Genomic DNA, 24,075 nt, shown 5'->3' with positions numbered 1-24,075 from the left:
ACCGGCTCTTCTTCATCTCCGTCTCCTTCCGACGGAGTCCAATTCAAACTGAGGGCGCTTCAGGGGGCAACGTCAACAGCACCACGAGATTGTCGTAACTGTTGTCCTGGGAGACCGAATATTCCTCGATATGATGGACGATGAAGGACTTGCCCTTGTCCCCTTTGCAGCAGTTGCAGAGATAGTTGCTCCGGTCGAGCAACTCGAGCAGCACGTCCTCGTCGATCGGTGCCCGCGACGCCGCATTTTTTAGAATCTTCGCTTCGCCCTCGGACAGCCCCTTATGGATAAGGTCCTGCTGATTGAGGACCCGCACTTTCGTGACCGTCAATCCAGCAGCGACGGCGCGTCGTCCTAGATCGTCTGACACGCCATACTGCAGAAATGTGAGCAGGTTCTTTTCGAGCCGCGGGGCCAACAAACGTCCTCATAACGCAGGGTGTGCTGGTCGGGATGTCGGCACAACGCTGCCGTTAAGAAAGCATATTCGCGGTATCAAGCAAGCCAGCTGTTGCGGGCCCCGGTCAAGGCCCCGACTTTCACGCACACCGGGGCTCGGAACCCGGCGCAAAGGCTACATGAGTTGCTGCTACCTCCCGTCCCAACCCAACCCGTTCTCGATGTCGCTAGGACCAGAGCGGACCGACCGCTTTTGGGAAATCGAAATGGCAGCTTGAACGTCCAGAATCGGGGCGCAAAACAGACGTCGCTGCAAGGGCGGTAGAACGCCAAGTTGGTGTCATTGCCGCCAGAGCGCTCCACCAACCGTATCCTGGGAAAGGCTCGCGCGCCGCAGCTGACAAGTATTTTTACGCCGCTGCACGCGGTTGCTCTGCGGGGTAGAATCGGTCCCTTGGCGAGTGGGGGGATGCCCTTGATCCTCCGCGCATGTGCCACTCGCGTCCGTTTCGTCCGAAGAAAATACTCGGTGTGGGCAGCGATGCTCCATCGCCAGCTGCGAGCTTGGCTGGCGCACCACTCTCAAAGATCCCGCGCCGCGATGCGCGCGTCATTCGAGATGCTGAGCAAAACCTTGCGCCCGCTGACTCCGTCGAGCATGATTCCAAGGTCGTGCATGTCACCGACGACTGGCCGTCGAACGTTCCGATCACACCTGACGAGGTCGATGTTGTCGAAGCCTTCCTCAGGCGGGAGATTGATGCGCTGCTGAGGTGACGGTGCTGCTGAAGGGACCTGATGGAGGCGATTGGGCCATGAACGTAACCTTGCCGATCACCAGCCGGGCCGCCCTCTATCTCCGCGTTTCCACCACGCGGCAGGCCGACGTTGACCTGTCCATCCCAGACCAGCGCCTCCAGACCGCCGCCTATTGCGAGCGGCAGGGCTGGTCCGTTGTGGCGGAGTATGTGGAGCCGGGTGCGTCGGCGATGGACGACAGCCGGCACGAGTTCCAGCGGATGATTGAACGGGCATCCGATGACGATCGCCCATTCGATGTCATCGTCGTCCATAGCTTCAGCCGGTTCTTCCGCGATGCCTTTGGGCTGGAGATGTACATCCGCCGCCTCGCGAAGCACGGCGTGCGACTCGTCTCCATCACCCAGGAGCTCGGAGACGATCCGGCTCAGGTCATGATGCGGCAGGTCATCGCCCTGTTTGACGAGTACCAGTCCCGCGAGAATGCCAAGCATGTGCTGCGGGCTATGAAAGAGAACGCCCGGCAGGGTTTCTATAACGGCTCCCGCCTGCCGCTCGGCTTCACCCTCGAAGAGGTTGAGAAGCGTGGCCATCGCATCAAGAAGCGAATTGTCGTCGATCCGGTGGAAGCCGAGCTCGTGCGGCTGATGTTCGATCTCTACCTGAAAGGAGATGGCACATCCGGCCCCATGGGCATCAAGGAGATAACCAAGCACCTCAACGCCAAGGGCTACCGTACCCGTCTCGGAGCCCGCTACGGTGTCGGCACCATCCACGGCATCCTGACCAACCCCGTTTATGTCGGGGAGTGGAGCTTCAACAAGCGCAGTTCCAAGACGGGGCAGGTGAAGCCTCAGCACGAAATTATCCCGATCTCGGTGCCGGCCATCCTCGATCGCCGAACTTTCGACAAGGTGCAGAAGGCTCTCAGGGCGAAGAGTCCGCACAACAGCCCGCCACGGGTGATCTCGGGTCCGATCCTGCTGACGGGGCTTGCCTACTGCGCCTGTTGCGGCAGCGCCATGACGCTGCGCACCGGCACATCGAAGAGCCGCAGGATCTATCGTTATTACAGCTGCTCCACCTCCGGCCGAGTCGGCAAGTCGGCCTGCAAGGGGCGGACGGTGCCGATGGAGAAGCTCGACCATCTGGTCACACGCCATGTCGCTGAACGCGTCCTGATGCCCGAGCGATTGGAGGCGCTGCTGCAGTCCGTCGTTGACCGGCGAGTGAAAGCCGATGCCGAGGTCCAGGTGCGGATCGATGAACTCTCGCGCGAAAGAACGACGGCGGAAGACAAGCTCCGGCGGCTCTACCAGCTTGTCGCCGACGGCATCGCTGAGCCGGACGAGATGCTCAAGGAACAGATTGCGAAGCTCAAGGCGGATCGGGATCGGGCGCATTCAGCGCTGGAGCGGATCGAGAATCAGGGGGCTGCCGCCAGCCGGCTTGATCCGGACAAGCTCGCCCGCTTCGGGCAGCTCATGCGCTCAAACATCACCGAGGGCGAGGTACCGTTCCGCAAAGCCTATCTTCGCTCGCTGATCGACGCTGTCGAGGTCGACCAGCACGTCGTGCGGATCCACGGATCAAGGACGGTGCTTGAAAGAGCCGTGTTTGCCGACCGCGCCACCCAGCCGGGTGTTCGCGGTTTTGTACGGAAGTGGCGCGCCGGGGAAGATTCGAACTCCCGACCCCCAGATTCGTAGTCTGGTGCTCTATCCAGCTGAGCTACCGGCGCCTGCGCCCGAAACCGGTGGGAACCGGCCTGGAAGGGAAGCCCTTCCGGGGCAACGCGGCGTTGGAGCGCCGCGAGGACCCGTGAGCTACACCCTTCCTGCAGACCACGCAAGACCGGATGCTTGAGAAAAACCGCGCGGCCCGCTTCCCATGTGGAAAACTGCACGGTACGCCAAAACCTCAGGCGCGGATGCGCTCGCGCCGGTGGTGGCGGCTTTCCGGCTGGTCGGGAATGGTGATGCGGAAGGTGGTGCCCACCTGCGTGTCCAGAAGGCGGATCTCGCCGCCATGGGCCCGCACCAGCTCGTCGGCGATGGGCAGGCCCAGCCCGGTGCCGCCGCGCCGCGCCGAGGACACGAAGGCCTCGAACAGGTGCTCACGCCGCGCCGCCGGAATGCCCGGCCCGGTGTCGCCCATCTCGATCTCCACCACCGCCCCCTTGCGCCGGGCCTTGATGCGGATCTGGTCGCGCTCGGGATCCACCGGCGCGCGCACCTCCAGCGCCTGCACGGCGTTGCGGGCGATGTTCAGGATCACGCGGAACAGCTGGTCCGGGTCCGCATCGGCCACGAGCCCGCGCTCGATATCCACCACCCAGCCGATCCCCGAGCCGCTTTGCAGGCCGAGGGTCTCGCGCACCTCGTCGAAGAGGTGGGCGAGCGCCACGTCCCGCCGCTCGGGCAGCGGCTCCTTGGCGCGGCCGTAGGAAAGGGTCTGCTCGCAATAGGTGATGGCACGGTCTAGGGCAGCCAGCAGTTTCGGCGCGAACCGCTGCACGGTCGGGTCCGGCACAGTTGCCAAACGGTCGGAGAGCAGCTGCGCGGACGACAGCAGGTTGCGCAGATCGTGGTTGATCTTTGAGACAGCGAGGCCGAGCGCCGCGAGGTGACTCTTCTGGTGCAGCGTCTGGGACAGCTCGCGCTGCATCTCCTCCAGAGCCTCCTCGGCGGTGCCGATCTCGTCGGAGCGGCCGGAGGGCACGATGATGCGGGAGGCATCCTCCGGATTCTCCCGGAAGGCGGAAATGCGCTCGGTGAGCCGCCGCATGGGCCGCACGAACAGCCAGTTGAGGCTCACATAGACCAGCACGCCCGCCGCCACCGCCACCGCCAGCGACACCAGCAGCACTGTGGCGGCGAATCGCAGCAGCGCCGCGCGCAGGGGCGTGCCGCTGAGGACGATCTCGATGAAATCCGCGCCGCGGGGCGGGTCACCCACCACGCGCAGGATGCGCCCGTCGGGCGCCATCAGCGTGTCGAAGGCGTCGTGGACCGCAGTCCACAGGGTGGTCTCGCGCATGTCGATGTGCACGTTGGCCATAGGCGGCATGTCGGAGGCGGCAAGCAGCCGGCGGGTGTCCTCCCGCTTCACCACGATTACCTTGGCGCCCACGCTCTCCAGCAGCTGGCGGGTGAGATCGGGCGAAATGCCCTCCAGCGGGGCGGCATCGAGCACGAGGGCGGCGGTGCGGGCCGCCGCCAGCCGGTCGGAGAGCCAGGCGATGCGATAGTTGGCGATGGTGGGCACCAGCACGGCGATCTCGGCCATGGCCACCACGGCGACGGTCAAGGCGAGGAGCTTGGTGGACAGCCCGAGGCTCCACCGTGCGCCCCTGGGCGCCGGCCGGGTGTCCGGCTGATGGCTCGTCGGCTCCAACATGGCCATGATACGGGGGGAAGGCCCGTCCCGGATCCCCGCGCCCAGCGCGCGAGCGATCGATATTAAGAAATAGGCAACCAATCGGTCACCGGCCAGAGCGACTTGAGATTGAGGTAAACGCCGGGCACAAGCGGGGCCCGGAAAGCCAGGCCTTTGGCCCGGCAGGCGGCCAGCGGCGCGATTGTTCCGGCTGCGGCGTTATTCTTCCTCGCCGAAGCGGTCCGCCACCAGGGTATCGAGGGCCTCGAGCACCGCGGCGGCCTCGTTGCCGGTGGCGGTCACGGTCACGCTGGTGCCGGGGCCGGCGGCCAGCATCATCAGGCCCATGATGGAATTGCCGCCCACCGCCTCGCCGTTGCGACATACGGTCACGTAGGCGTCGAACCGCTCCACCGTCTGCACGAACTTGGCAGAGGCCCGTGCGTGCAGGCCGCGCTTGTTCACGATCGGCAGGGCACGCACCAGGGCCTCGGGGGCGATGGGGCGGCCGCACGCCGCCTCGGGCGACTCGACGTCGTGCAGCTCCGCCTCTTCCGCGTCCGCCCGCGGGACGAAGGCGTCATTTACCGGAGAGGACACGGCTTGCGACATTGATGTATTTCCTACCGGCTTCCTGCGCCACATCGACGGCCTGTTCCAGCGGCAGCTCTCCGCGCACCTTGGCGAGCTTCACCAGCATGGGCAGGTTGATGCCCGCCACCACTTCCACATCCGGCGTGTTCATCACCGAGATGGCGAGATTGGAGGGGGTGCCGCCGAACATGTCGGTGAGGATCACCACCCCGTCGCCGGTGCGCACCCGGTCCACGGCTTCGATGATGTCCTGCCGCCGCCGCTCCATATCGTCCTCGGGACCAATGGTAACGGTAGCCATCTGGGTCTGCGGACCCATGACGTGCTCCAGGGCGGAGCAGAATTCGTCGGCAAGGCGGCCATGTGTGACGAGGACGAGACCGATCATGCTTCCTCCGCCTCCACCACCCTTGGATGAAGGCCTCCCGCGTTGCGGGACGGCCATATTCAGATCGGCTCAAAAATTACGCAAGGGGTGCAACGCACAAAAGCACATTTAATCATCGTGGTCACGCGTTCCGATAATGCAAGCGAGAACCAGTTGCGCCTGGCCCCACTCACCCAAGGGAGTGCGTTTAACTTCAATGCCTTGTAGGACGATCCGCCGGGCCTCGAGGGCCGGCATCCGGGCCGCGTCGGGTGCCGCAAGATCGACCACATGCCGCACTGCGACCATGGGACGATACGGTAGCCGGCGGATGCCGAGGCCCCGCATCTCGATCAAACCGGCAAGCGTGGGGACCGGCCGCGCCACCAGAACACCGTCCTCCGGCGACAGCAGCACCCGGTCGTCGGCCACCAGCTCGGCGGGGGGCAGGCTGCGCGGCGCGTCGAGGATGAGCCGCAGCGCGAGGCTCGACTTGCCCGAGCCGGACGGGCCGCGGATCAGCACCCCGAGGTCGCCGATGGCGATGCAACTGGCGTGGATGCTGGCGGGCGCGTCCACGGCTCAGGCCGTCGGGAGGCGCACGACGAAGCGGGCGCCGGCCACCTGCGGCGTGCCGTCGGCTCCGGTCGTCATGCGATTTTCGGCCCAGATGGTGCCGCCATGAGCCTCGGCGATCTGTCGCGAGATGGAGAGGCCGAGGCCGGAATTCTGCCCGAAGCCCTGGTGCGGCCGGTCCGTATAGAAGCGCTCGAAGATGCGCCCGAGCGCATCGGGGCGAATGCCGGGGCCGTCGTCGTCCACCACGATCTCGGCGCCATCCTTCAGGCGGCGGCAGGTGACGCGCACCGACCCGCCCTTGGGCGAGAAGGAACGGGCGTTGGAGACAAGGTTATCCACAACCTGTCCCAGGCGCGAGGCGTGGCCCGCCACCAGGAAGTCGGCCGGCGCGCCGTGCGCCCGCTCGAAGGTGAGCGAAACGCAGACCCCGTCGTCCTTGCGCACGTCCTGGGCGAGGCCCACCACCATCTCCAGCAATTGCTTGAGATCGACATTCGCCGCCTCCTGCCGCTGCAGTTCGGCATCGAGCCGGCTGGCGTCGGAAATGTCGGAGATGAGGCGATCGAGCCGCTTCACGTCGTGCTGGATCACCTCCATCAGGCGATTGCGCGAGGTGTCGGTCTTGGCCAGCGGCAGCGTCTCCACCGCGCTGCGCAGGGAGGTGAGCGGGTTTTTCAACTCGTGGGCCACGTCCGCGGCAAAGCTCTCGATGGCCTCGATGCGGTTGTAGAGGGCGCCCGTCATGTCGCGCAGGGCGCCGGAGAGATGGCCGATCTCGTCGGAGCGGGCGGTGAAATCGGGGATCTCCACCCGCGACTTGATACGCCGGCGTACCCGTTCCGCCGCCGCCGCGAGCTTGCGCACCGGATCGGCGATGGTGCCGGCGAGCAGCACCGAGAGCAGCACCATCACCACCGCCGCCACCAGGAACACACGCACGATGACGAAGCGCTCGGCCTTCACCGCCGCGTCGATCTCGCCGCTCTGGGTGGACAACAGCAGCACGCCGAGGATGGCGCGGAAGCGCTGGACCGGCACGGCGACGGAAACCACCACCTGCCCGCGCTCGTCCACCCGCACCTCGCTGGCCTTGGCGCCCAGCGCGGCGGAGGCGACCTCGGGGTAATTCTTGCCGGCCTGGGGGCCGAATTCCTTGTAGAGCGGCAGGTCGCCGCGGCCGAACCACAGCTGCACCGCCTGCCAGGCCCGCTCCATGACGCCGGGCTTGGGCTCGTTGGGGGACGGCAGGTCGTAGCGCAGGATCTCGCCGCGCGAATAGAGCGAGCGGGAATCCAGCAAAAGCTGGCCCTCGCGGTCGTAGATGCGGGCGCGGGTGCGGGTCGGCCCCACCAGGCGGCGCAGCACCGGGGCGACGCGCTCGGGATTGATGGGGAATTCCAGCGGCGCAAAGCCGTCGTCGGGGCCGTAGCTCTCCCCCGCCTGCAATTCCAGCAGCCGCTCGGGATCGAGCGTGATGGCATTGGTCTCCACCTGCGCCGAGGAGGCGATGGCGGCGGCGATGATCTCGCCCTGCACCAGCAGGCTCTGGATGCGCGCGTCGATGAGGCCGGAGCGGAACTCCGACAGATAGAGGATGCCCGACACCAGGGCGCACAGCCCGGCGAGGTTGAGCAGCACGATGCGCCGGGTGAGCGATGAGAAGCCCTTGAATGCCACGAAGCGGCGCACGCGCTTCAGCCACGCGATGATACCGCCGCGCGGCTCGCGCCCCCGCTCCGCCCGGCCGCCGGAACCGCCGGGCCCACCCGGTACCATCTCGTCGGCCCGTGCCTCGTCGGTGTGCGCCGTCATGTCGTCCAGAGCCCCCGGCGCGGTGCCGTGGCGCTCACTCCTTGAACCGGTAGCCGACGCCGTACAGGGTCTCGATCATCTCGAAGCTGTCGTCCACCGACTTGAACTTCTTGCGCAGCCGCTTGATGTGGCTGTCGATGGTGCGGTCGTCCACATAGACCTGGTCGTCATAGGCCGCGTCCATGAGCGCGTTGCGGCTCTTGACCACGCCGGGACGTTGGGCCAGCGCCTGCAGGATGAGGAATTCCGTGACCGTGAGGGTCACCGGCTCGCCCTTCCAGGTGCAGGTGTGGCGCTCGGGGTCCATGCGCAGGTTGCCGCGCTCCAGCACCTTGGCGCTGTCGGTCTCGCGCGGGGCGGCACCGTCCTTGGCGCCGACCCGGCGCAGCACGGCCTTCACCCGCTCCACCAGCAGGCGCTGGGAGAACGGCTTCTTGATGAAGTCGTCGGCGCCCATCTTGAGGCCGAACAATTCGTCGATCTCCTCATCCTTGGAGGTGAGGAAGATAACCGGCATGTCGGTCTTCTGGCGCAGGCGGCGCAGCAGTTCCATGCCGTCCATGCGCGGCATCTTGATGTCGAGGATGGCGAGGTCCGGCGGGTTGGTCTTGAATCCGTCCAGGGCCGAGGCGCCATCGGTGTAGGTGTCGATGCGATAGCCTTCCGCCTCCAGTGCGATGGAAACCGAGGTCAGAATGTTGCGGTCGTCGTCGACGAGGGCGATGGTGGGCATGACACCTCTTTTCAGCCGTCTGGATACAGCGGCCTCAACTGCGGCCTTGCGCGAGGGGTGAACCCCGTTCGCGTGGCCGAAATGTGACACACAAGAGTCGACTGCCGCAAAATAGCGGGATTCTCCACTGACGCCAAACGTCACCTTTCAAACGCCGCTCGCCAAACGTCGCCAGCCGTGTTCACCCTGCCTCCCCTGCGGCAGCGCTGCCGCTTGCGCACGGCGAGCCGACCGCCTCATCCTGAACCGGTTTGAAGGGAGCATGGTTTCATGGCCGAATCTGCCGCCGCCACCGTCCGCCGGCTCATCCGCGAAGCGCGCTTCGGCGCGCTGGCGACGCTGGAGGCCGCGGGCGGACCCTATGCCTCGCTGGTGGCCGTCGCCACCGATCCGGAAGGCCGCCCCACCCTGCTCATCTCCCGCCTCGCCCGGCATACCCGCAACATCGCGGGCGATGCGCGGGTCTCCCTGCTGATCTCGGCGGCTGGCGCGATCGACCCGCTGAATGCGCCGCGGGCCAGCCTCATCGGCCGCATCGTGCCGGCGCCGCAGGTCGAGGTGCGCACCCGGTACCTGGCCCGCCACCCCGCCGCGGCCGGCTATGTGGACTTCGCCGACTTCGCCTTCCACGCCATCCATGTGGACGAGGCGCACCTGGTGGAGGGCTTCGGCCGCATCGTGGATGTGCCGGGCGCCGCCCTTCTCACCGACTGGACCGGAGCCGAGGCGCTGGCGGCCGGCGCCGACGGCGTCATCGCCCACATGAATGCCGACCACTCGGATGCGGTCGGCCTCTATGCCACGGCGCTCCTCGGCGCACCCGAGGGGGCGTGGCGCATGGTGGCGGTGGACCCGGAGGGCTGCGAGATTTCCAGCGGCGAGTTGGTCCGGCGGCTAGACTTTTCGCAACGCGTCACTGACCTTGCCGCAGTGCGGCAAGAACTCGTGACCCTCGTCCAGAAGGCGCGGCAGGGAACCGCGGCCTGAACGGCGGCGTTTCTATGGAAACGCCGAACGATACGGTCGAAATGCCGGAGCCGTCCGCATTCAATCGGTTAGAGAGTGCTTCCATCTGCGCGGATCGCATTGTGAAGGTACACGTTTGGCTGTGTTTCTTTTAGCGACATCTCCTTATACGCTGAGGAGGCGCAGCATCACCAAGGACGCAGGATGGCGTCCATGCGCAGCGCAGGGCCGGCTTCAAGCCGGCGGGAACATCAGGAGGACGAGTCCTTGCTCGAAACCGGTCACCGGAACAGCGCCTGCGGCGCCGCCAGCTTCGGTCTGAAACACCTCACCGCGGTTCATTGGAACCTGCTGGAACCCGCGCTCTACGAGCACGCCTTGGCGAACCGGGAAGCCCGCCTGTCCTCCGGCGGCGCGCTGGTGGCGGAGACGGGCGCCCATACCGGCCGCAGCCCCAAGGACAAGTTCGTGGTCCGCGACGCCGACACCGAGGCCGAGGTGTGGTGGGACAACAACGGCGCCATCTCGCCCGAGCAGTTCGAGACGCTCTACCAGGACTTCCTCACCGCGGCCGAGGACAAGACCCTCTACGCCCAGGACCTCTACGGCGGCGCCGATCCCTCCTGCCGCATCAAGGTGCGCGTCTATACCGAGTTCGCCTGGCACTCGGCGTTCATCCGCACCATGCTGCGCCGGCCCGAGCAGGCCGAGCTGGACAGCTTCGTGCCCGAACTCACCATCATCGACTTGCCGTCCTTCAAGGCGGATCCGGCGCGTCACGGGGTACGTTCCGAGACGGTGATCGCGGTGAACTTCACCCGCGGCATCGTGCTGATCGGCAATTCGTCCTACGCGGGCGAGATGAAGAAGTCGGTGTTCACGGCGCTGAACTACATCCTGCCGAAAAAGGGCATCATGCCCATGCACTGCTCGGCGAACGTGGGGGCGGACGGCGACGTCTGCCTGTTCTTCGGCCTGTCCGGCACCGGCAAGACCACCCTCTCCGCCGATCCCAACCGCACCCTCCTGGGCGATGACGAGCACGGCTGGAGCCAGCGCGGCGTCTTCAATTTCGAGGGCGGCTGCTATGCCAAGACCATCCGCCTCTCGGCCGAGGCCGAGCCGGAGATCTTCGCCGCCTCCAACCGCTTCGGCACGGTGCTGGAGAACGTGGTGCTGGACAAGGTCACCCACGTCCCCGACTTCGACGACGGCAGCCTGACCGAGAACACCCGCTCCTGCTATCCCCTGTCGTTCATTCCCAATGCCAGCGCCACCAGCGTCGCGGGCATGCCGAAGAACGTGGTGATGCTCACCTGCGACGCCTTCGGCGTGCTGCCGCCCATCGCCCGGCTGACCCCGGCGCAGGCCATGTATCACTTCCTGTCGGGCTACACCGCCAAGGTGGCCGGCACCGAGAAGGGGGTGAAGGATCCGGAAGCCACCTTCTCCACCTGCTTCGGCGCCCCCTTCATGCCGCGCCACCCCTCGGTCTACGGCAATTTGCTGCGCGACCTCATCGCCGAGCACCAGGTGGACTGCTGGCTGGTGAACACCGGCTGGACCGGCGGCAAGTTCGGCACCGGGCGGCGCATGCCCATCAAGGTCACGCGCACTTTGCTCACCGCGGTGCTGGACGGCTCGCTGAAGGGCGCCTCCTTCCGCACCGATCCCTATTTCGGGTTTGAGGTGCCCACCTCCGTGCCCGGCATCGAGCCGCACGTGCTCTATCCGTCCAAGACCTGGGCGGACAAGGCGGAGTTCGACGCCACCGCGCGCCGGCTGGTGGAGATGTTCCGGGAGAATTTCACAAGGTTCGAGAACCACGTGGATGCCGCCGTGCGCGACGCCCAGCCCCACGTGCGCATCGCCGCGGAATAGGCCCTGAAGCGGGACGGCAGCGTCCCGCCGCTCATTCTCAAAATGCAAAGGCCCGGCGTCATTGCGCCGGGCCTTGTTGTTCAAAGGCTCTTGCGGGCAGTCAGGCGTCGCGGCGGCGCTGCTGGCCCAGGCCCATCTGCTTGGCAAGCTCCGAGCGGGCGGCCGCATAGTTCGGCGCCACCATGGGATAGTCGGCCGGCAGGCCCCACTTCTCACGGTACTGCTCGGGCGTCATGTCGTAGCGGGTGCGCAGGTGGCGCTTCAGGGACTTGAACTTCTTGCCGTCCTCCAGGCAGATGATGAAGTCCGGATGGACGGATTTCTTCACCGCCACGGCGGGCTTCGCCGGCTCGGAGACGGGCTCCTCCTCGCCGCTGGAGAGGCGCTGGAGCGTGCCATAGACCTCATGGATGAGGGACGGCAGATCGGTGAGGGCCACCGTATTGTTGCTGACATAGGCCGAAACGATGTCCGTCGCGAGCTCGATATAGGTGGTCGTATCCGTGGTTTCGCTCATGGGACCTTCTTCGTGGTTGGTTTTCCTGGCATCGAATGGATGAAATTCAAAATGGGTCCGCGCGCCCGACGTCTGGCGGCCAACTGCACGCGCCACAGGATCTTGCGCGCGAAGTTGATCTTGAACTGCGGCAGCTTTGGGCCAGGGTCGAACCTGCATCGGTGGCCATTGAAACCTCCACTGACGCAGCCTCACCGGCGGCGAACCTTGCGCTCCTTCCCCGTTCAGCCGCCCCGCTGCAATCCGACGAAGAAGGTGCTCTATATTTGTTAATTTCGCGACTTCACCTTTGCAACCTGTATTTCGCGAAAACGTTTGCTGTTCTTGTATACATGAGAGTGGACTAAGCTCCCGGCCGTGATGGGCCGCGGGGCCTCGCGACCTGCAAGGCCATCCGCCTCCAAAAAGGCCCGGCCGCACGCGCCACCGCCTTGCCGTTGCCACCTCGAATGCCTACCTCTCATGAAAATCGAACCAGGGGTCTCTCATGCCCAATCCTGCCCCGTCTCCCGCCGCCCCATCTCCCACCGCCCACGGCGACAGCGATGCCAAGGTGGTGAAAAGCGAGAGCGAATGGCGCTCCTGCCTGACGCCCGAGCAGTTTCGAATCACCCGTGAGCACGGCACCGAGCGCGCCTTCACCGGCCCCTACTGGGACGAGAAGCGGGCGGGCCTCTATTCCTGCGTCGCCTGCGGAACCCCCCTGTTCCGCTCCGAAGCCAAGTATGATTCGGGTACCGGCTGGCCGAGCTTCTTTTCTCCGGTCTCCCCCGATGCGGTGGTGACGCACGAAGATACCTCCCACGGCATGCGCCGCATAGAGGTGCGCTGCGCCAGCTGCGAGAGCCACCTGGGCCACGTCTTTCCGGACGGACCGGCCCCCACGGGCCTGCGCTTCTGCCTGAACGGCACCGCCCTCAAGCTTGCGCCCGACGACGGAGACACCCGTGGCGCCTGAGCCGCCGCGCGCGCCGCGCCGACCGAGTGAGCGCACTGTCCAAGGCGTGACCCTCACCGACGACTATGCTTGGCTGCGCGCCGAAAACTGGCGCGCCGTCATGCGTGACCCGTCCGTGCTGGACGCAGACATCCGCACCTACCTGGAGGCGGAGAACGCCTTCGCCGAGGCCTATTTCGCCCCCATGGGCGAGGCCAAGGCCGCCCTCGTCGCCGAGATGCGCGGGCGCATCAAAGAGGATGATTCCTCCGTTCCCGCACCGGATGGGTCATTTGCCTATTTCTCCCGGCACCGGGAGGGCGGCCAGCATCCGCTCTATTGCCGCAAGCCCCTGCCTGACGGTCCCGAGGCCATCCTGCTGGACGGCGACAAGGAGGCCGAAGGCAAGGCCTATTTCCATTTCGGCCATTGGCGCCACACCAGCGACCACGCCCGCCTCGCCTTCGCGGCGGACACCTCGGGCTCGGAGCTTTACGCCATCCACATCCGCGACCTGTCGAGCGGTGTCGACCTGCCCGACGTGATCGAGGAGACCACCGGCGACCTGCTCTGGAGCGCCGACGGGACCGTGCTTTATTACATTCGCCGCGATGCCGAGCACCGGCCGTCGAAGGTGTTCCGCCACGTCCTGGGCACCGATCCGGCCGCCGACACCCTCATCTATGACGAGCCGGACAAGGGCTTCTTCGTCTCGCTCGGCGAAACCCAGTCCCACCGCTACGGCCTCATCGCCTGCGGCGACCACGACACCTCGGAGGTCCACCTGCTGGACCTTGCCGAGCCGGCTCCCCTGCCCCGCTGCATCGCCCCGCGCGAGGCCGGCGTGCGCTACGAGGTGGAGCACCACCCAAGCCTCGCCGGCACCGACAGCCTGATCCTCCTCACCAACGCGGACGGGGCGGAGGATTTCAAGATCGTCACGGCCCCCACCGCCACACCGGACCGCGCCCACTGGCGCGATCTCGTGCCCCACCGCGCCGGGCGGATGATCCTGAGCCACACCGTCTTCGCCGGCCACATGGCCCGGCTGGAGCGGGAGGCGGGGCTGCCGCGCATCATCATTCGCGACCTCGTTTCCGGGGACGAGCACGCCATTGCCTTCGACGAAGAGGCCTATGCGCTGGGGCTTCACCCCGGCTTCGGCTTCGACACCAGCGCGGTGCGCTTCACCTACGCCTCCATGACCACCCCGTCCGAGGTGTGGGACTATGACATGGCGAGCCGCCGCCGGGAGATGCTGAAGCGCCAGGAAGTCCCCTCCGGCCATGATCCGGCGGACTATGTGACCCGGCGCCTCTATGCCTCCGCACCGGACGGGGAAAGCGTCCCGGTCTCCCTGCTCTACCGCAAGGGAACTCCGCTGGACGGTTCCGCCCCGCTCCTGCTCTATGGCTATGGCGCCTACGGCATCACCATTCCGGCGGGCTTCTCCACCAGCCGCCTGTCGCTGGTGGATCGCGGCTTCATCTATGCCATCGCCCATGTGCGCGGCGGCACGGACAAGGGCTGGCGCTGGTACGCCGACGGCAAGCTTTCGGGGAAGACCAACACCTTCACCGACTTCATCGCCTGCGCCGAGCATCTGGTGGCCGAGGGCTTCACCAGGCCCGACCGCATCGTCGCCCAGGGCGGGTCGGCGGGGGGCATGCTGATGGGGGCGGTGGCCAACCTGCGGCCGGACCTGTTCGCCGGCATCGTGGCCGAGGTCCCGTTCGTGGACGTGCTCACCACCATGCTGGACGACACCCTGCCACTGACCCCGCCCGAATGGCCCGAATGGGGCAATCCCATCACCGACGAGGCGGCGTTCCGGCGCATCCTGGCCTATTCGCCCGTGGATAACGTGCGGCCCCAGGCCTATCCCTCCATCTTCGCCCTCGCCGGGCTGACCGATCCCCGCGTCACCTATTGGGAGCCGGCGAAATGGGTCGCGCGGCTGCGGGCGGCGGACACCGGCGGGCGGCCCATCCTGCTGCGCACCAACATGGATGCGGGGCATGGCGGCGCCGCGGGGCGATTCGACAAGCTGGACGAGGTTGCGCTCGTCTATCTGTTCGCCTTGAAGACGGTGGGCCACGCAACCTGAGGATGCCGGGGCATGGTGCCGGCCCGGATTGCACGACGATCCGGGCGGTAAACCGGCCTCTTTCCTTGATGTTGGCGGCGACTTCGGCGTTCTGGCCGGGGACTGAAGATCGCTCCGGACGACGGAAGCCTGCCCCGGCGGCATTTGCGCCGGGCGCAGCTTCCGGTTATCCAGAGCGCGCTCGATTGGGGGAATGCGAGAGAGGGGCGGCTCCGCGCATTGAGGCACGCTTTGATGGGCCGTCTGGATCGTTACATTTTCTCGACCGCCGCGGTGGCGTTCCTGGGCGTCGTGGTGGTGCTCGCCGGCATGATCTGGGCGACGCAGGCCCTGCGCCAGCTCGACCTCGTCACCAGCCAGGGCCAGACCATCATTGCGTTCGTCGCCATCACCAGCCTCACCATGCCCACGCTGGTGCTGGTGATCGCCCCGGCGGCTTTGTTCATCGCCACCGCCTACACCCTGCTCAAGCTCAACGGCGACAGCGAGATCGTGGTGATGGCCTCCGCCGGCATGGGCCCATGGCGGCTGCTGCGGCCGCTCATCGTCCTTGCCTTGCTCGTCTCGGCCTTCTGCGCGCTGCTCGCCATCAAGGTGGTGCCGGCCAGCCTTGCCACCTTCCGCGAGCAGGTCACCAAGGTGCGCGCGGACGTGGTGTCCTTCGTCGCCCAGCCGGGACGGTTCGTGAACCTGTCGCAGGGCCTCGTCTTCCATGTGCGCGAGCGCGCGCCCAACGGAGTGATGCGCGGCATCTTCATCAACGACGCGCGCGATGACGGTGTCTCCACCTACCTCGCCGACCGCGGCCAGATCATCGAGAGCGACGCCGGTATCTTCCTGGTACTGGAAAGCGGCTCCATCCAGCGCCGCGGCGGCGCGGCCAAGGATGCCGAGAAGGACGCGAACCAAGGGAGCGAGGCGAACAAGGACACCAGCAAGGACAAGGGCAAGTCGTCCAATTCCTCGGTGGTGGAATTCCAGCGCTACGCCTTCGACCTGTCGTCCCTCGCGCCCAATTCCCAGGGCCAGGACGTGAAGCCCATGGAGCGGCCCCTGTCCTATGTGCTGAACCCGCCGCAGGACGACCTCTACCTGCGCTTCTTCCCCGGCCGCTACCGGGAGGAGCTGCACAAGCGCCTGTCCGCCGGGCTCTATCCCATGGCCTTCTTCGCCATTGCCGCCGCCGCGCTGGCCAGTCCCCGCACCACCCGCCAGAGCCAGGTCGCGGCGCTCGGCGCCATCATCCCGGCCATGGGCCTGGTGCAGATCGGCAATTTCGCCATCGCCGGCCAGTTGAAGACCCAGGCCTGGGCGGTGCCGCTCATCTATCTTCTGCCCATCGTCACCGTGGCCCTCTGCGCCATGGTGGTCCAGGGCTGGATCCGCCTCTCCCCGCCGGCGGCTCTGGTCGCCCTGGCGGATTGGCTGAAGCAGCGCTTCACGCGGCGCGCGGCGGCCTGAGCCCCATGATCGGACGCATTCTCGGCTTCTATTTCGCGCGGCGGTTCGCGAGCGCGGTGGTGCTCATCTTCCTGTCCTGCGTCACGCTCATCGTGCTCGTGGACTTCCTGGAGATGGCGCGCCGTACCGCCGACCGCGAGCAGGTGACGGTGGGCCTGCTCGCCCTCGTCACCCTCTACCGCGCCCCCTCCTTCACCGAGCAGCTCATGCCGTTCGCGGTGCTGTTCGGCGCCATCTCCACCTTCGTCCTGCTGTCGCGGCGGCTGGAGCTGGTGGTGGCGCGGGCGGTGGGGCTCTCGGTCTGGCAGTTCATCACGCCGCCGGTGCTGGTGGCGTTCCTCATCGGGATCTTCTCCACCACCGTGTTCAACCCCGTCTCCGCCGACTTCAAGGAGCGCGCGAACCAGATCGAGGGCGAGATCTTCGGCTCCTCCTCGTCGGGCCTCCTGCCCCAGGGCAAGAAGGAGTTCTGGGTGCGCCAGCAGAGCGTGGACGGCCAGTCCATCATCCAGGCCCAGGCCACCCGCCAGGGCGGGCGGGCGCTGTCCGGCGTGGTGGTGTTCGAGTTCGACAAGGCCGACCGTCTCGTGGAGCGTGTGGAAGCCCGATCTGCAACCTTGGGAGATGGTGCATGGATTCTTACCGACGCCAAGGTGCTGGTTCCGGGCCTCGATCACCAGCGCTATGATACCTACGTCATCGCCACGAATCTCGACCCCAAGCAGATCCAGGAGTCGCTGATCGCCCCGGAAACCGTGTCGTTTTGGCAACTTCCCGCGGCCATCCGCAGTGCAGAACAATCCGGCTTCGGCGCCGAAAGATACCGCCTTCAGCTCCAGAGTCTTCTGGCGCGGCCGTTTCTCCTGGTGGCAATGGTACTCATTGCCGCGGTGGTGGGGCTGCGGGTGTTCCGCTTCGGCGGGGTGGGACAGACGATTCTCGGTGGCGTGCTGGCGGGCTTTCTGCTTTATGTGGGGACCAAGCTCGCTGAGGATCTCGGCGAGGCGGGTTTCGTTCATCCCGTTGCTGCAGCATGGTTTCCTGCGGTGACCGGGATTCTTCTGGGGGTCCTCATTCTGTTGCATCGGGAGGACGGATGACGGTCGGGCTTCCCCCCGCCGTAGGCAGCATCACCGGGGACCGGCGCCGCACTTCGCGCCGGACGGGGATGCTTGCGTCCGCGGCGAGCCTCTTCCTGATGGCAGCGAGCCTCCTCGCCACCGCTCCCGCGGTTGCGCAGACGCAGAGCGGCCAGCAGCCCAACATCACCTCCAGCGCGCTCGGCTCGGGCTTTTCCGGCACGCGCAAGCTCGACCCGAACCAGAAGATGCTGGTGACGGCCGACCAGCTCGAATACGACTACCAGAAGGAAACGGTCTCCGCCGTCGGCACGGTCCAGATCTATTATGACGGCTCGACCCTGGAGGCGAACCGGGTGGTGCTCGACCGCAAGGCGAACACCCTGTTCGCCCAGGGCAACGTCCGGCTGAAGGACAAGGACGGCAAGATCGTCACCGCCGACAACCTGGAGCTGACGCAGGACTTCAAGCAGGGCTTCATCGATTCCCTGCGCCTCGACACCCCGGACAAGACCCACTTCGCCGCCACCCGCGCCGACCGCACGGACGGCAACGTGACCGTGTTCCAGAACGGCGTCTACACCGCCTGCGAACCGTGCAAGGACGACCCGAGCAAGCCTCCGCTGTGGCAGATCAAGGCCAAGAAGATCGTCCACAACGAAGACGAGAAGATGATCTACTACCAGGATGCCTGGGTAGAGTTCTTCGGGTTTCCGGTTGCTTATTTCCCGTACCTGTCGTCGCCCGACCCCACGGTGAAGCGCAAGACCGGCTTCCTCATTCCGGAATTCTTCTCGTCGAGCCAGATCGGCTATGGCGTCGGCACGCCGTTCTTCTGGAACATCGCGCCCGACCGCGACCTGACCCTGACGCCCGCCTTCACCACCAAGCAGGGCGTGCTGATGCAGGGCGAGTGGCGCCAGCGCCTGATGAACGGCGCCTACACCATCCGCGCCGCGGGCATCCTGCAGCAGGACAAGGACGCCTTCACCACCACCTCCAACGGGGTGACCGAATATCTGCCGGGCTATCGCGACAACCGCGGCGCCATCCAGAGCACGGGCGCGTTCGCGCTGAACAAGTTCTGGACCTTCGGCTGGGATGGCACGCTGGTCTCCGACCGCACCTTCCTGCAGGACTACAACCTGATCAGCGACGGGGTCACCACCAAGACCTCCACCGTCTACCTCACCGGCCAGGGCGACCGCTCCTTCTTCGACGTGCGCGGGCTTTATTTCCTCGGCCTGTCGGTGACCGACAACCAGGACATCCAGCCCATCGTCGGCACGCTCAATTACAACAAGGTGTTCGATAAGCCCCTGTGGGGCGGTGAATCCGGCATCAAGGTCAACCTCACCAGCCTGACCCGCCAGGAGGCCGACTTTATCGGCACCTCGGCGCTCACCTCCAACATCGGCGCCGTGGGTATCCCCACCGGCTCCTGCGCGCTCATGAACCCCAATCCGGAGCAGTGCCTGCTGCGCGGCGCGCCGGGCGACTACACGCGCCTGTCGGCGGAGCTGTACTGGAAGAAGGCCATCACCGATCCGATGGGCCAGATCTGGACGCCGTTCGTGACCGCGCGGGTGGACGTCGCCTCCGTGGACACCGGCTACCTGCCCTACAGCTACATGTATGGCGCCACCCTGCCGGGCCAGAACCCGCTCCAGTCCGGCGCCGACGACCTGATCCGCGGCATGCCGGCGGTGGGCCTCGACTATAAGTATCCCTTCATCTCCGCCGAGAGCTGGGGCACCCAGACCATCGAGCCGCGGGCCCAGGTCATCATTCGGCCCAACGAGACCGACATCGGCAAGTTCCCGAACGAGGATGCCCAGAGCCTGGTGTTCGACGACACCAACCTGTTCGAGGTGAACAAATATTCGGGCTACGACCGGGTCGAGGGCGGCAGCCGCCTCAATCTCGGCGTGACCTACACCGCCGCCATCAACGGCGCCGGCCTTGTCACCGCCATGGTCGGCCAGTCCTACAACCTGTTCGGCCGGAACTCGTTCGCCTATGGCGACATGGCCAATACCGGCCTTGAGTCGGGCCTCGAGACCACGGCGTCAGACTACATCGCCAAGTTCGGCTACTCGCCCACCAAGTATCTCGAATTCGTGACCCGCTTCCGGTTCGACAACGACAACCTCTCCATGCAGCGCTTCGAGCTGCAGGGGCGGGCGGAGCTGGACCGGTTCAACGTGGCCGTCACCTACGGCCGCTACGAGGCCCAGCCGCTGCTGGGCTATTACGACAAGCGCGAGGGCATCTACACCAACGCCTCGTACAAGCTGAACGACAATTGGGCCATCCGTGGCGCGGTGCGCTACGATTTCGCCGCCGGCGAGTTCGACTACACGCTGGTGGGCCTGAGCTATATCGACGATTGCTTCACCCTCGCCCTCAACTACGTCACCGACTACACCCTGAACGGCCCCAACGCGGCGCCGGTGAACAAGGTGATGTTCCGCATCGGGCTGAGAACGCTTGGCGAGGGCGGGTTCTCCACCTCGTTCGGCTCCAGCAGCGAAACCAACCAGTGAGGCGGCGCGCCGGCTGAGCCGGCCGCAGCCTGGGCTGTGGTCCGCCAGTCGGGCCGCAATGCCGCCACAGGAAGGGGACACAAGTCGCCGTCTGACCTTCGGACAGGACCATGCTGCTTCGTCATTTTTTCCTCACAGCCCTTGCGCTGGCCTTCCTCGCCCTCGGCACCGGCGCGCCCGCACAGGCCCAGCAGATCATCGTGATGGTGAACGGGGATCCCATCACCACGTTTGACGTGTCGCAGCGCCAGCTGATGCACCAGATGATCGAGCGCAAGAGCGTGACAGCGCAGCAGGCCCTCGAAGACCTCATCGACGAGCGCATCAAGATCCAGCAAGCCATCCGCCTCAAGATGGAGGTGGAGCAGAAGGACGTGGATCGCCTGTACGCGTCCGTGGCCGAGCGGTCCGGCCGCACCGCCGAGCAGCTCAGCGAAGGCTTCAAGCAGCAGGGCCTCAACGATCGCACCTTCAAGCAGAAGCTGTTCGCCGATTATGTCTGGGGCCAATATGTGCGCGCCCGCTCGGGCACGGTGAACGTGCGCGACGCGGACGTGGTCGCCGCCCTGCAGAAGCGCGGCGAGACCCAGATGATCGCCACCGAATACACGCTCATGCCCATCGTCTTCGTGGTGCCGCGCACCGCCGCCAACTACGGCGCGCGTCTCGCCGAGGCCAATGCCCTGCGCGGCCGCTTCACCGACTGCGATGCAGGTGCGGAAACGGTGAAGTCGTTGAAGGAGGTGGTGGTGCGCCCCAAGGTGACGCGCCTGTCCTCCGAGATGCCGCCCCAGCTCCGTCAGATCCTCGACAAGACCGAGATCGGCCGTCTCACCCCACCGGAAGTGGCCCAGTCGGGGGTCGAGACCTTTGCCGTCTGCGGCAAGCGCGAAGTGCGCGGCGAGAGCTCGCAGAAGAAGGAAATCAAGGACGAGCTGTCCAACGCCCAGTTCACCGCCGAATCCAAGAAGTTCATGGCGGAGCTGAGGAAGCAGTCGCTGATCGAGTACCGCCGCCGCTGAAGCGCTTACGGGTTGCAATCCCGGGCCTTCGATCCGACCTTGATAGCCATTGGGGCGGCTCCGGCGAGCCGGCCCTTCCGCCGTTCAACGCGTTTTCATGACGCAAAACCGGTTTCAACTTTTGCGGAAAACGCTGTGATGGTCGCGCCCGCCCCCCTCGTCCTTTCCCTCGGCGATCCCGCCGGCATCGGCCCCGACATCACGCTCAAGGCCTGGGCGCAGCGCCGGGACCTGGGCCTGCCCGCCTTCCTCGTCGCTGGCGATTCCGGAGCGCTGAAAGCCCGCGCACACCAACTCGGCCTTACCGTGCCGCTGGCCGAGACCGGTCCGGAAGACGCCGCCGGCCGCTTCGCCGAGGCGCTGCCGGTGATGCCCGCAGGTCCCGCCTCCACCGCTTCGTCCGGCAAGCCCGATGCCTCCAGCGCGCCCTGCGTGGTGGCAAGCCTTGAGGCGGCCCTCGGCCTCGTCCAGGCCGGCCGCGCGGCGGCGCTGGTCACCAATCCGCTGGCGAAGTCGGTCATGTATGCGGGCGGCTTTCCCTTTCCCGGCCACACCGAGTTCCTGGCCGCCCGCGCCGCGCGCCCCGGCCGTCCCGCGCCCCATCCGGTGATGATGATCTGGTCGGAGCAGCTGGCCGTGGTGCCGGCCACCATCCACCTGCCCTATGCGGACGTGCCCGGCCATCTCACCGTCGAGCTGCTGGTGGAGACCGGCCGCATCGTCGCCGGCGACATGGCCCGGCGCTTCGGCCTCGCCCGGCCTCGCCTCGTGTTCTGCGGCCTCAACCCCCATGCGGGCGAGGAGGGCACCCTCGGCACCGAGGACGAGGCCATCGTGCGCCCCGCGGTGGACGCCCTCAAGCGCGAGGGCATCGACGCCCGCGGGCCGCTTCCCGCCGACACCCTGTTCCACCCCGAGGCGCGGGCCGGCTACGACGTGGCGGTGGGCATGTATCACGACCAGGTGCTGATCCCGGCCAAGACCCTGGCCTTCCACGACGGGGTGAACGTGACCCTGGGCCTGCCGTTCATCCGCACCTCGCCCGATCACGGCACCGCCTTCGACATCGCCGGAACCGGCCGCGCCAACCCCTCCAGCCTGGTGGCGGCGCTCCGGCTCGCCCGCCGCCTCGCGGATGCAGAATCAGCCCTTGCCGTACGCGAAGGCCACCGCGCGGCAATCCCCGCGTGAGCGCCCTCGACGACCTGCCGCCGCTGCGCGACGTCATCCGGCGGCACGGCCTCTCGGCACAGAAATCGCTGGGCCAGAACTTCCTTCTGGACCTGAACCTCACCGGCCGCATCGCCCGCGCCTCCGGCCCCCTTGAAGGGGCGACCGTGGTGGAGGTGGGTCCCGGGCCGGGCGGGCTGACGCGGGCGCTGCTGGCCCTGGGCGCCCGGCGCGTCATCGCCATCGAGCGCGATCAGCGCTGCCTGGATGCCCTGGCCGAAGTCAGCGACCATTATCCCGGCCGGCTGGAGGTGATCTCCGGCGACGCCCTGAAGGTGGACGTGCGCCCCCTCGTGGGCGACGGCGAGGTGCGGGTGGTGGCGAACCTGCCCTACAATATCGCGACGCTGCTGCTCATCGGCTGGCTCTCCACCGATCCCTGGCCGCCCTGGTTCTCCTCCCTCACCCTCATGTTCCAGAAGGAGGTGGCGGAGCGCATCGTGGCCGCGCCGGGCTCGAAGGCCTATGGCCGGCTCGCGGTGCTGGCGGGCTGGCGGACCACGGCGCGCATCGCCTTCGATGTGGCCCCCTCCGCCTTCGTGCCGCCGCCGAAGGTGACCTCCTCCGTGGTGCATCTGGTGCCGCGGGCGGAGCCCCTGCCCTGCGCCCTCTCGGCCTTGGAGAAGGTGACCGAAGCCGCCTTCGGCCAGCGCCGCAAGATGCTGCGCCAGAGCCTGAAATCCCTTGGCGTGGACACCGCCGCCCTGCTCGCCGCCACCGGCGTCGAGGAGACGGCGCGGGCCGAGGAGATCGATGTGGACGGCTTCGTCCGGCTGGCGAATGTGTTCGCGCAGCTAAAGGCGGGCGCGGCGGCGTGATAGCTCAACGCCGTGCAAAGGCGGGACGAATCTCTGTTGTCGGTGCTACACGCATAGGATGCGTCTCCCTTTGGCCGCCCATCCAATGTTTGAGCCCCTTCTCGATCGCGTGCCGACGGACATCGACCTCGAAGCGGAGGGATGCGATTATTCAGCCGTCGTACCCATAGCGCGTTGCCTGCAGACGGATCGCGTCGTTTCCATCGAATGTGCGCTGGATTATACGACCAATACTCATGAGGCGCCGGCGAGCAGGTGGTTCCACGAATTTTCGTTTTCGATCACCTGTACGCCATTGGATGGCGGCGAGCTCCCATTCTCCACGCAGGACCCGCAAACCGCGCGGCGTTATATTCCGGCCTCCATAAGGCCACTTGTCATGCCTATTGTCGTCCAGAGCTGCACGGTACTCATTCAGCGCGTTCGGCCGAGATCCCTTTATAGGGTGACGAAAATGCGTCGCCCGACGACGAAGGCGCTGGTCAAGCACCAACTCATCACATCCCGGTTGCGCGAACTGGGGTACACCCTCTACGAGTCGGGAACAGACCCGTACGGCCGGACTTATTGGCTCATGGCTTTGGTATGAAATCAGGCCTGCACAAGCGTCACGTTTGACACCGGGCGTTGTGTGTGAATAATCACACACTTAATTAGGAGTAGGTGTTATGGCTCTCGCTCTGAAGTCCAAGGATGCGGATTGCTACGTCAGCAATCGCGTGTTCGACGGCGTTCGAGCCAAGGACGCCGAAGCTGCGGCCAAGCATGTTGCCCGCGTCAAGCGTCTGCTCGCAGGCACGTCCGGTGAGGATGCACCAGTTCAAACCGATGTCGCTGGTGCACGAGCGGCCGTATTGCGTCCTCGCTGATCGCCTTTTGAGCTGATCGAC

At 66.3% G+C, this 24,075-nt stretch carries 21 protein-coding genes and 1 tRNA gene; 13 read left to right on the top strand and 9 right to left on the bottom strand.

Features of this window, described 5'->3' with window-relative positions; all coding sequences use genetic code 11:
- Positions 1–43: 43 nt before the first annotated feature.
- Positions 44–418, bottom strand: a complete 375-nt coding sequence (locus FZ033_RS20275) for an HNH endonuclease signature motif containing protein (RefSeq protein ID WP_149577867.1) — start codon at positions 416–418, stop codon at positions 44–46.
- Between the two features lie 796 nt (positions 419–1,214).
- On the opposite strand from FZ033_RS20275, the gene FZ033_RS20270 reads away from it, so the two are divergent.
- Positions 1,215–2,867: a recombinase family protein gene (locus FZ033_RS20270; RefSeq protein WP_149577882.1), complete on the top strand. Its 1,653-nt coding sequence runs from the start codon at positions 1,215–1,217 to the stop codon at positions 2,865–2,867.
- On the opposite strand, the gene FZ033_RS20265 is transcribed toward FZ033_RS20270, so the two are convergent.
- The 7 genes from FZ033_RS20265 to FZ033_RS20235 form a co-directional block, all read right to left on the bottom strand.
- A tRNA-Arg gene (locus FZ033_RS20265) sits at positions 2,823–2,899 on the bottom strand. The genes FZ033_RS20270 and FZ033_RS20265 overlap by 45 nt on opposite strands.
- 179 nt (positions 2,900–3,078) lie before the next feature.
- Entirely contained in the window at positions 3,079–4,557 is a 1,479-nt protein-coding gene (locus FZ033_RS20260; protein ID WP_408068498.1) for an ATP-binding protein, read from the bottom strand.
- 198 nt (positions 4,558–4,755) lie between these two features.
- Positions 4,756–5,037, bottom strand: coding sequence for an HPr family phosphocarrier protein (locus tag FZ033_RS20255; RefSeq protein ID WP_041577052.1), 282 nt, complete (start codon positions 5,035–5,037; stop codon positions 4,756–4,758).
- A 79-nt stretch (positions 5,038–5,116) separates the two neighbouring features.
- Complete coding sequence (locus FZ033_RS20250; RefSeq protein WP_138400954.1) at positions 5,117–5,518, bottom strand: PTS sugar transporter subunit IIA; 402 nt, start codon at positions 5,516–5,518, stop codon at positions 5,117–5,119.
- 108 nt (positions 5,519–5,626) lie between these two features.
- Complete coding sequence (locus FZ033_RS20245; protein WP_149577866.1) at positions 5,627–6,076, bottom strand: HPr kinase/phosphorylase; 450 nt, start codon at positions 6,074–6,076, stop codon at positions 5,627–5,629.
- 3 nt (positions 6,077–6,079) lie between these two features.
- Positions 6,080–7,888 (bottom strand): sensor histidine kinase, encoded by a 1,809-nt coding sequence (locus FZ033_RS20240; RefSeq protein WP_149577865.1) that lies wholly within the window; start codon positions 7,886–7,888, stop codon positions 6,080–6,082.
- Between the two features lie 34 nt (positions 7,889–7,922).
- Positions 7,923–8,621, bottom strand: a complete 699-nt coding sequence (locus FZ033_RS20235; protein ID WP_012114836.1) for a response regulator transcription factor — start codon at positions 8,619–8,621, stop codon at positions 7,923–7,925.
- A 270-nt stretch (positions 8,622–8,891) separates the two neighbouring features.
- Here FZ033_RS20235 and FZ033_RS20230 point away from each other — a divergent pair, with 270 nt between their 5' ends.
- Both FZ033_RS20230 and FZ033_RS20225 read left to right on the top strand, forming a co-directional pair.
- Positions 8,892–9,608, top strand: a complete 717-nt coding sequence (locus FZ033_RS20230; protein WP_149577864.1) for a HugZ family pyridoxamine 5'-phosphate oxidase — start codon at positions 8,892–8,894, stop codon at positions 9,606–9,608.
- A gap of 246 nt (positions 9,609–9,854) precedes the next feature.
- Complete coding sequence (locus FZ033_RS20225) at positions 9,855–11,468, top strand: phosphoenolpyruvate carboxykinase (protein ID WP_149577863.1); 1,614 nt, start codon at positions 9,855–9,857, stop codon at positions 11,466–11,468.
- Positions 11,469–11,568: 100 nt separating this feature from the next.
- Here the strand turns inward: FZ033_RS20225 and FZ033_RS20220 are convergent, their stop codons facing one another.
- Entirely contained in the window at positions 11,569–11,985 is a 417-nt protein-coding gene (locus tag FZ033_RS20220) for a MucR family transcriptional regulator (protein ID WP_149577862.1), read from the bottom strand.
- 487 nt (positions 11,986–12,472) lie between these two features.
- On the opposite strand from FZ033_RS20220, the gene msrB reads away from it, so the two are divergent.
- The 10 genes from msrB to FZ033_RS20170 all read left to right on the top strand — a co-directional run bounded on the left by msrB (position 12,473) and on the right by FZ033_RS20170 (position 24,054).
- Positions 12,473–12,943, top strand: coding sequence for a peptide-methionine (R)-S-oxide reductase MsrB (msrB, locus tag FZ033_RS20215; protein ID WP_149577861.1), 471 nt, complete (start codon positions 12,473–12,475; stop codon positions 12,941–12,943).
- Positions 12,933–15,029 carry a S9 family peptidase gene (locus FZ033_RS20210; RefSeq protein WP_149577860.1) on the top strand — a complete coding sequence of 699 codons (2,097 nt, stop codon included), beginning with the start codon at positions 12,933–12,935 and terminating at the stop codon, positions 15,027–15,029. Before msrB ends, FZ033_RS20210 begins: the two co-directional genes overlap by 11 nt.
- A 234-nt stretch (positions 15,030–15,263) precedes the next feature.
- A complete protein-coding gene (locus FZ033_RS20205) occupies positions 15,264–16,490 on the top strand; it encodes an LptF/LptG family permease (RefSeq protein ID WP_149577859.1) in 1,227 nt (408 codons plus the stop codon).
- 5 nt (positions 16,491–16,495) lie between these two features.
- Positions 16,496–17,590: an LPS export ABC transporter permease LptG gene (gene lptG, locus FZ033_RS20200; protein WP_149577858.1), complete on the top strand. Its 1,095-nt coding sequence runs from the start codon at positions 16,496–16,498 to the stop codon at positions 17,588–17,590.
- A gap of 98 nt (positions 17,591–17,688) precedes the next feature.
- Positions 17,689–20,115 (top strand): LPS-assembly protein LptD, encoded by a 2,427-nt coding sequence (locus tag FZ033_RS20195; protein WP_149577857.1) that lies wholly within the window; start codon positions 17,689–17,691, stop codon positions 20,113–20,115.
- 110 nt (positions 20,116–20,225) lie between these two features.
- A complete protein-coding gene (locus FZ033_RS20190) occupies positions 20,226–21,137 on the top strand; it encodes a SurA N-terminal domain-containing protein (protein ID WP_149577856.1) in 912 nt (303 codons plus the stop codon).
- Positions 21,138–21,275: 138 nt separating this feature from the next.
- Positions 21,276–22,328: a 4-hydroxythreonine-4-phosphate dehydrogenase PdxA gene (gene pdxA, locus FZ033_RS20185; protein ID WP_149577855.1), complete on the top strand. Its 1,053-nt coding sequence runs from the start codon at positions 21,276–21,278 to the stop codon at positions 22,326–22,328.
- Positions 22,325–23,185 carry a 16S rRNA (adenine(1518)-N(6)/adenine(1519)-N(6))-dimethyltransferase RsmA gene (gene rsmA / locus FZ033_RS20180; protein WP_149577854.1) on the top strand — a complete coding sequence of 287 codons (861 nt, stop codon included), beginning with the start codon at positions 22,325–22,327 and terminating at the stop codon, positions 23,183–23,185. Before pdxA ends, rsmA begins: the two co-directional genes overlap by 4 nt.
- A 70-nt stretch (positions 23,186–23,255) precedes the next feature.
- Complete coding sequence (locus tag FZ033_RS20175; protein ID WP_149577853.1) at positions 23,256–23,774, top strand: hypothetical protein; 519 nt, start codon at positions 23,256–23,258, stop codon at positions 23,772–23,774.
- Between the two features lie 79 nt (positions 23,775–23,853).
- Positions 23,854–24,054, top strand: coding sequence for a hypothetical protein (locus FZ033_RS20170; protein WP_149577852.1), 201 nt, complete (start codon positions 23,854–23,856; stop codon positions 24,052–24,054).
- Positions 24,055–24,075 lie beyond the last annotated feature (21 nt).

Source organism: Xanthobacter oligotrophicus (assembly GCF_008364685.1).
GTDB classification, from domain to species: Bacteria; Pseudomonadota; Alphaproteobacteria; order Rhizobiales; family Xanthobacteraceae; genus Xanthobacter; species Xanthobacter oligotrophicus.
This window is presented reverse-complemented; position numbering and strand designations above follow the sequence as displayed.

Coding starts and splice junctions, on each gene's coding strand:
- FZ033_RS20240 (WP_149577865.1), bottom strand. CDS start 7,888: ATGACGGCGCACACCGACGAGGCACGGGCCGACGAGATGGTACCGGGT.
- FZ033_RS20235 (WP_012114836.1), bottom strand. CDS start 8,621: ATGCCCACCATCGCCCTCGTCGACGACGACCGCAACATTCTGACCTCG.
- FZ033_RS20195 (WP_149577857.1), top strand. CDS start 17,689: ATGGCAGCGAGCCTCCTCGCCACCGCTCCCGCGGTTGCGCAGACGCAG.
- FZ033_RS20170 (WP_149577852.1), top strand. CDS start 23,854: ATGGCTCTCGCTCTGAAGTCCAAGGATGCGGATTGCTACGTCAGCAAT.
- FZ033_RS20260 (WP_408068498.1), bottom strand. CDS start 4,557: ATGTTGGAGCCGACGAGCCATCAGCCGGACACCCGGCCGGCGCCCAGG.
- lptG (WP_149577858.1), top strand. CDS start 16,496: ATGATCGGACGCATTCTCGGCTTCTATTTCGCGCGGCGGTTCGCGAGC.
- FZ033_RS20270 (WP_149577882.1), top strand. CDS start 1,215: ATGAACGTAACCTTGCCGATCACCAGCCGGGCCGCCCTCTATCTCCGC.
- FZ033_RS20220 (WP_149577862.1), bottom strand. CDS start 11,985: ATGAGCGAAACCACGGATACGACCACCTATATCGAGCTCGCGACGGAC.
- FZ033_RS20190 (WP_149577856.1), top strand. CDS start 20,226: ATGCTGCTTCGTCATTTTTTCCTCACAGCCCTTGCGCTGGCCTTCCTC.
- FZ033_RS20230 (WP_149577864.1), top strand. CDS start 8,892: ATGGCCGAATCTGCCGCCGCCACCGTCCGCCGGCTCATCCGCGAAGCG.
- pdxA (WP_149577855.1), top strand. CDS start 21,276: ATGGTCGCGCCCGCCCCCCTCGTCCTTTCCCTCGGCGATCCCGCCGGC.
- FZ033_RS20250 (WP_138400954.1), bottom strand. CDS start 5,518: ATGATCGGTCTCGTCCTCGTCACACATGGCCGCCTTGCCGACGAATTC.
- FZ033_RS20205 (WP_149577859.1), top strand. CDS start 15,264: ATGGGCCGTCTGGATCGTTACATTTTCTCGACCGCCGCGGTGGCGTTC.
- msrB (WP_149577861.1), top strand. CDS start 12,473: ATGCCCAATCCTGCCCCGTCTCCCGCCGCCCCATCTCCCACCGCCCAC.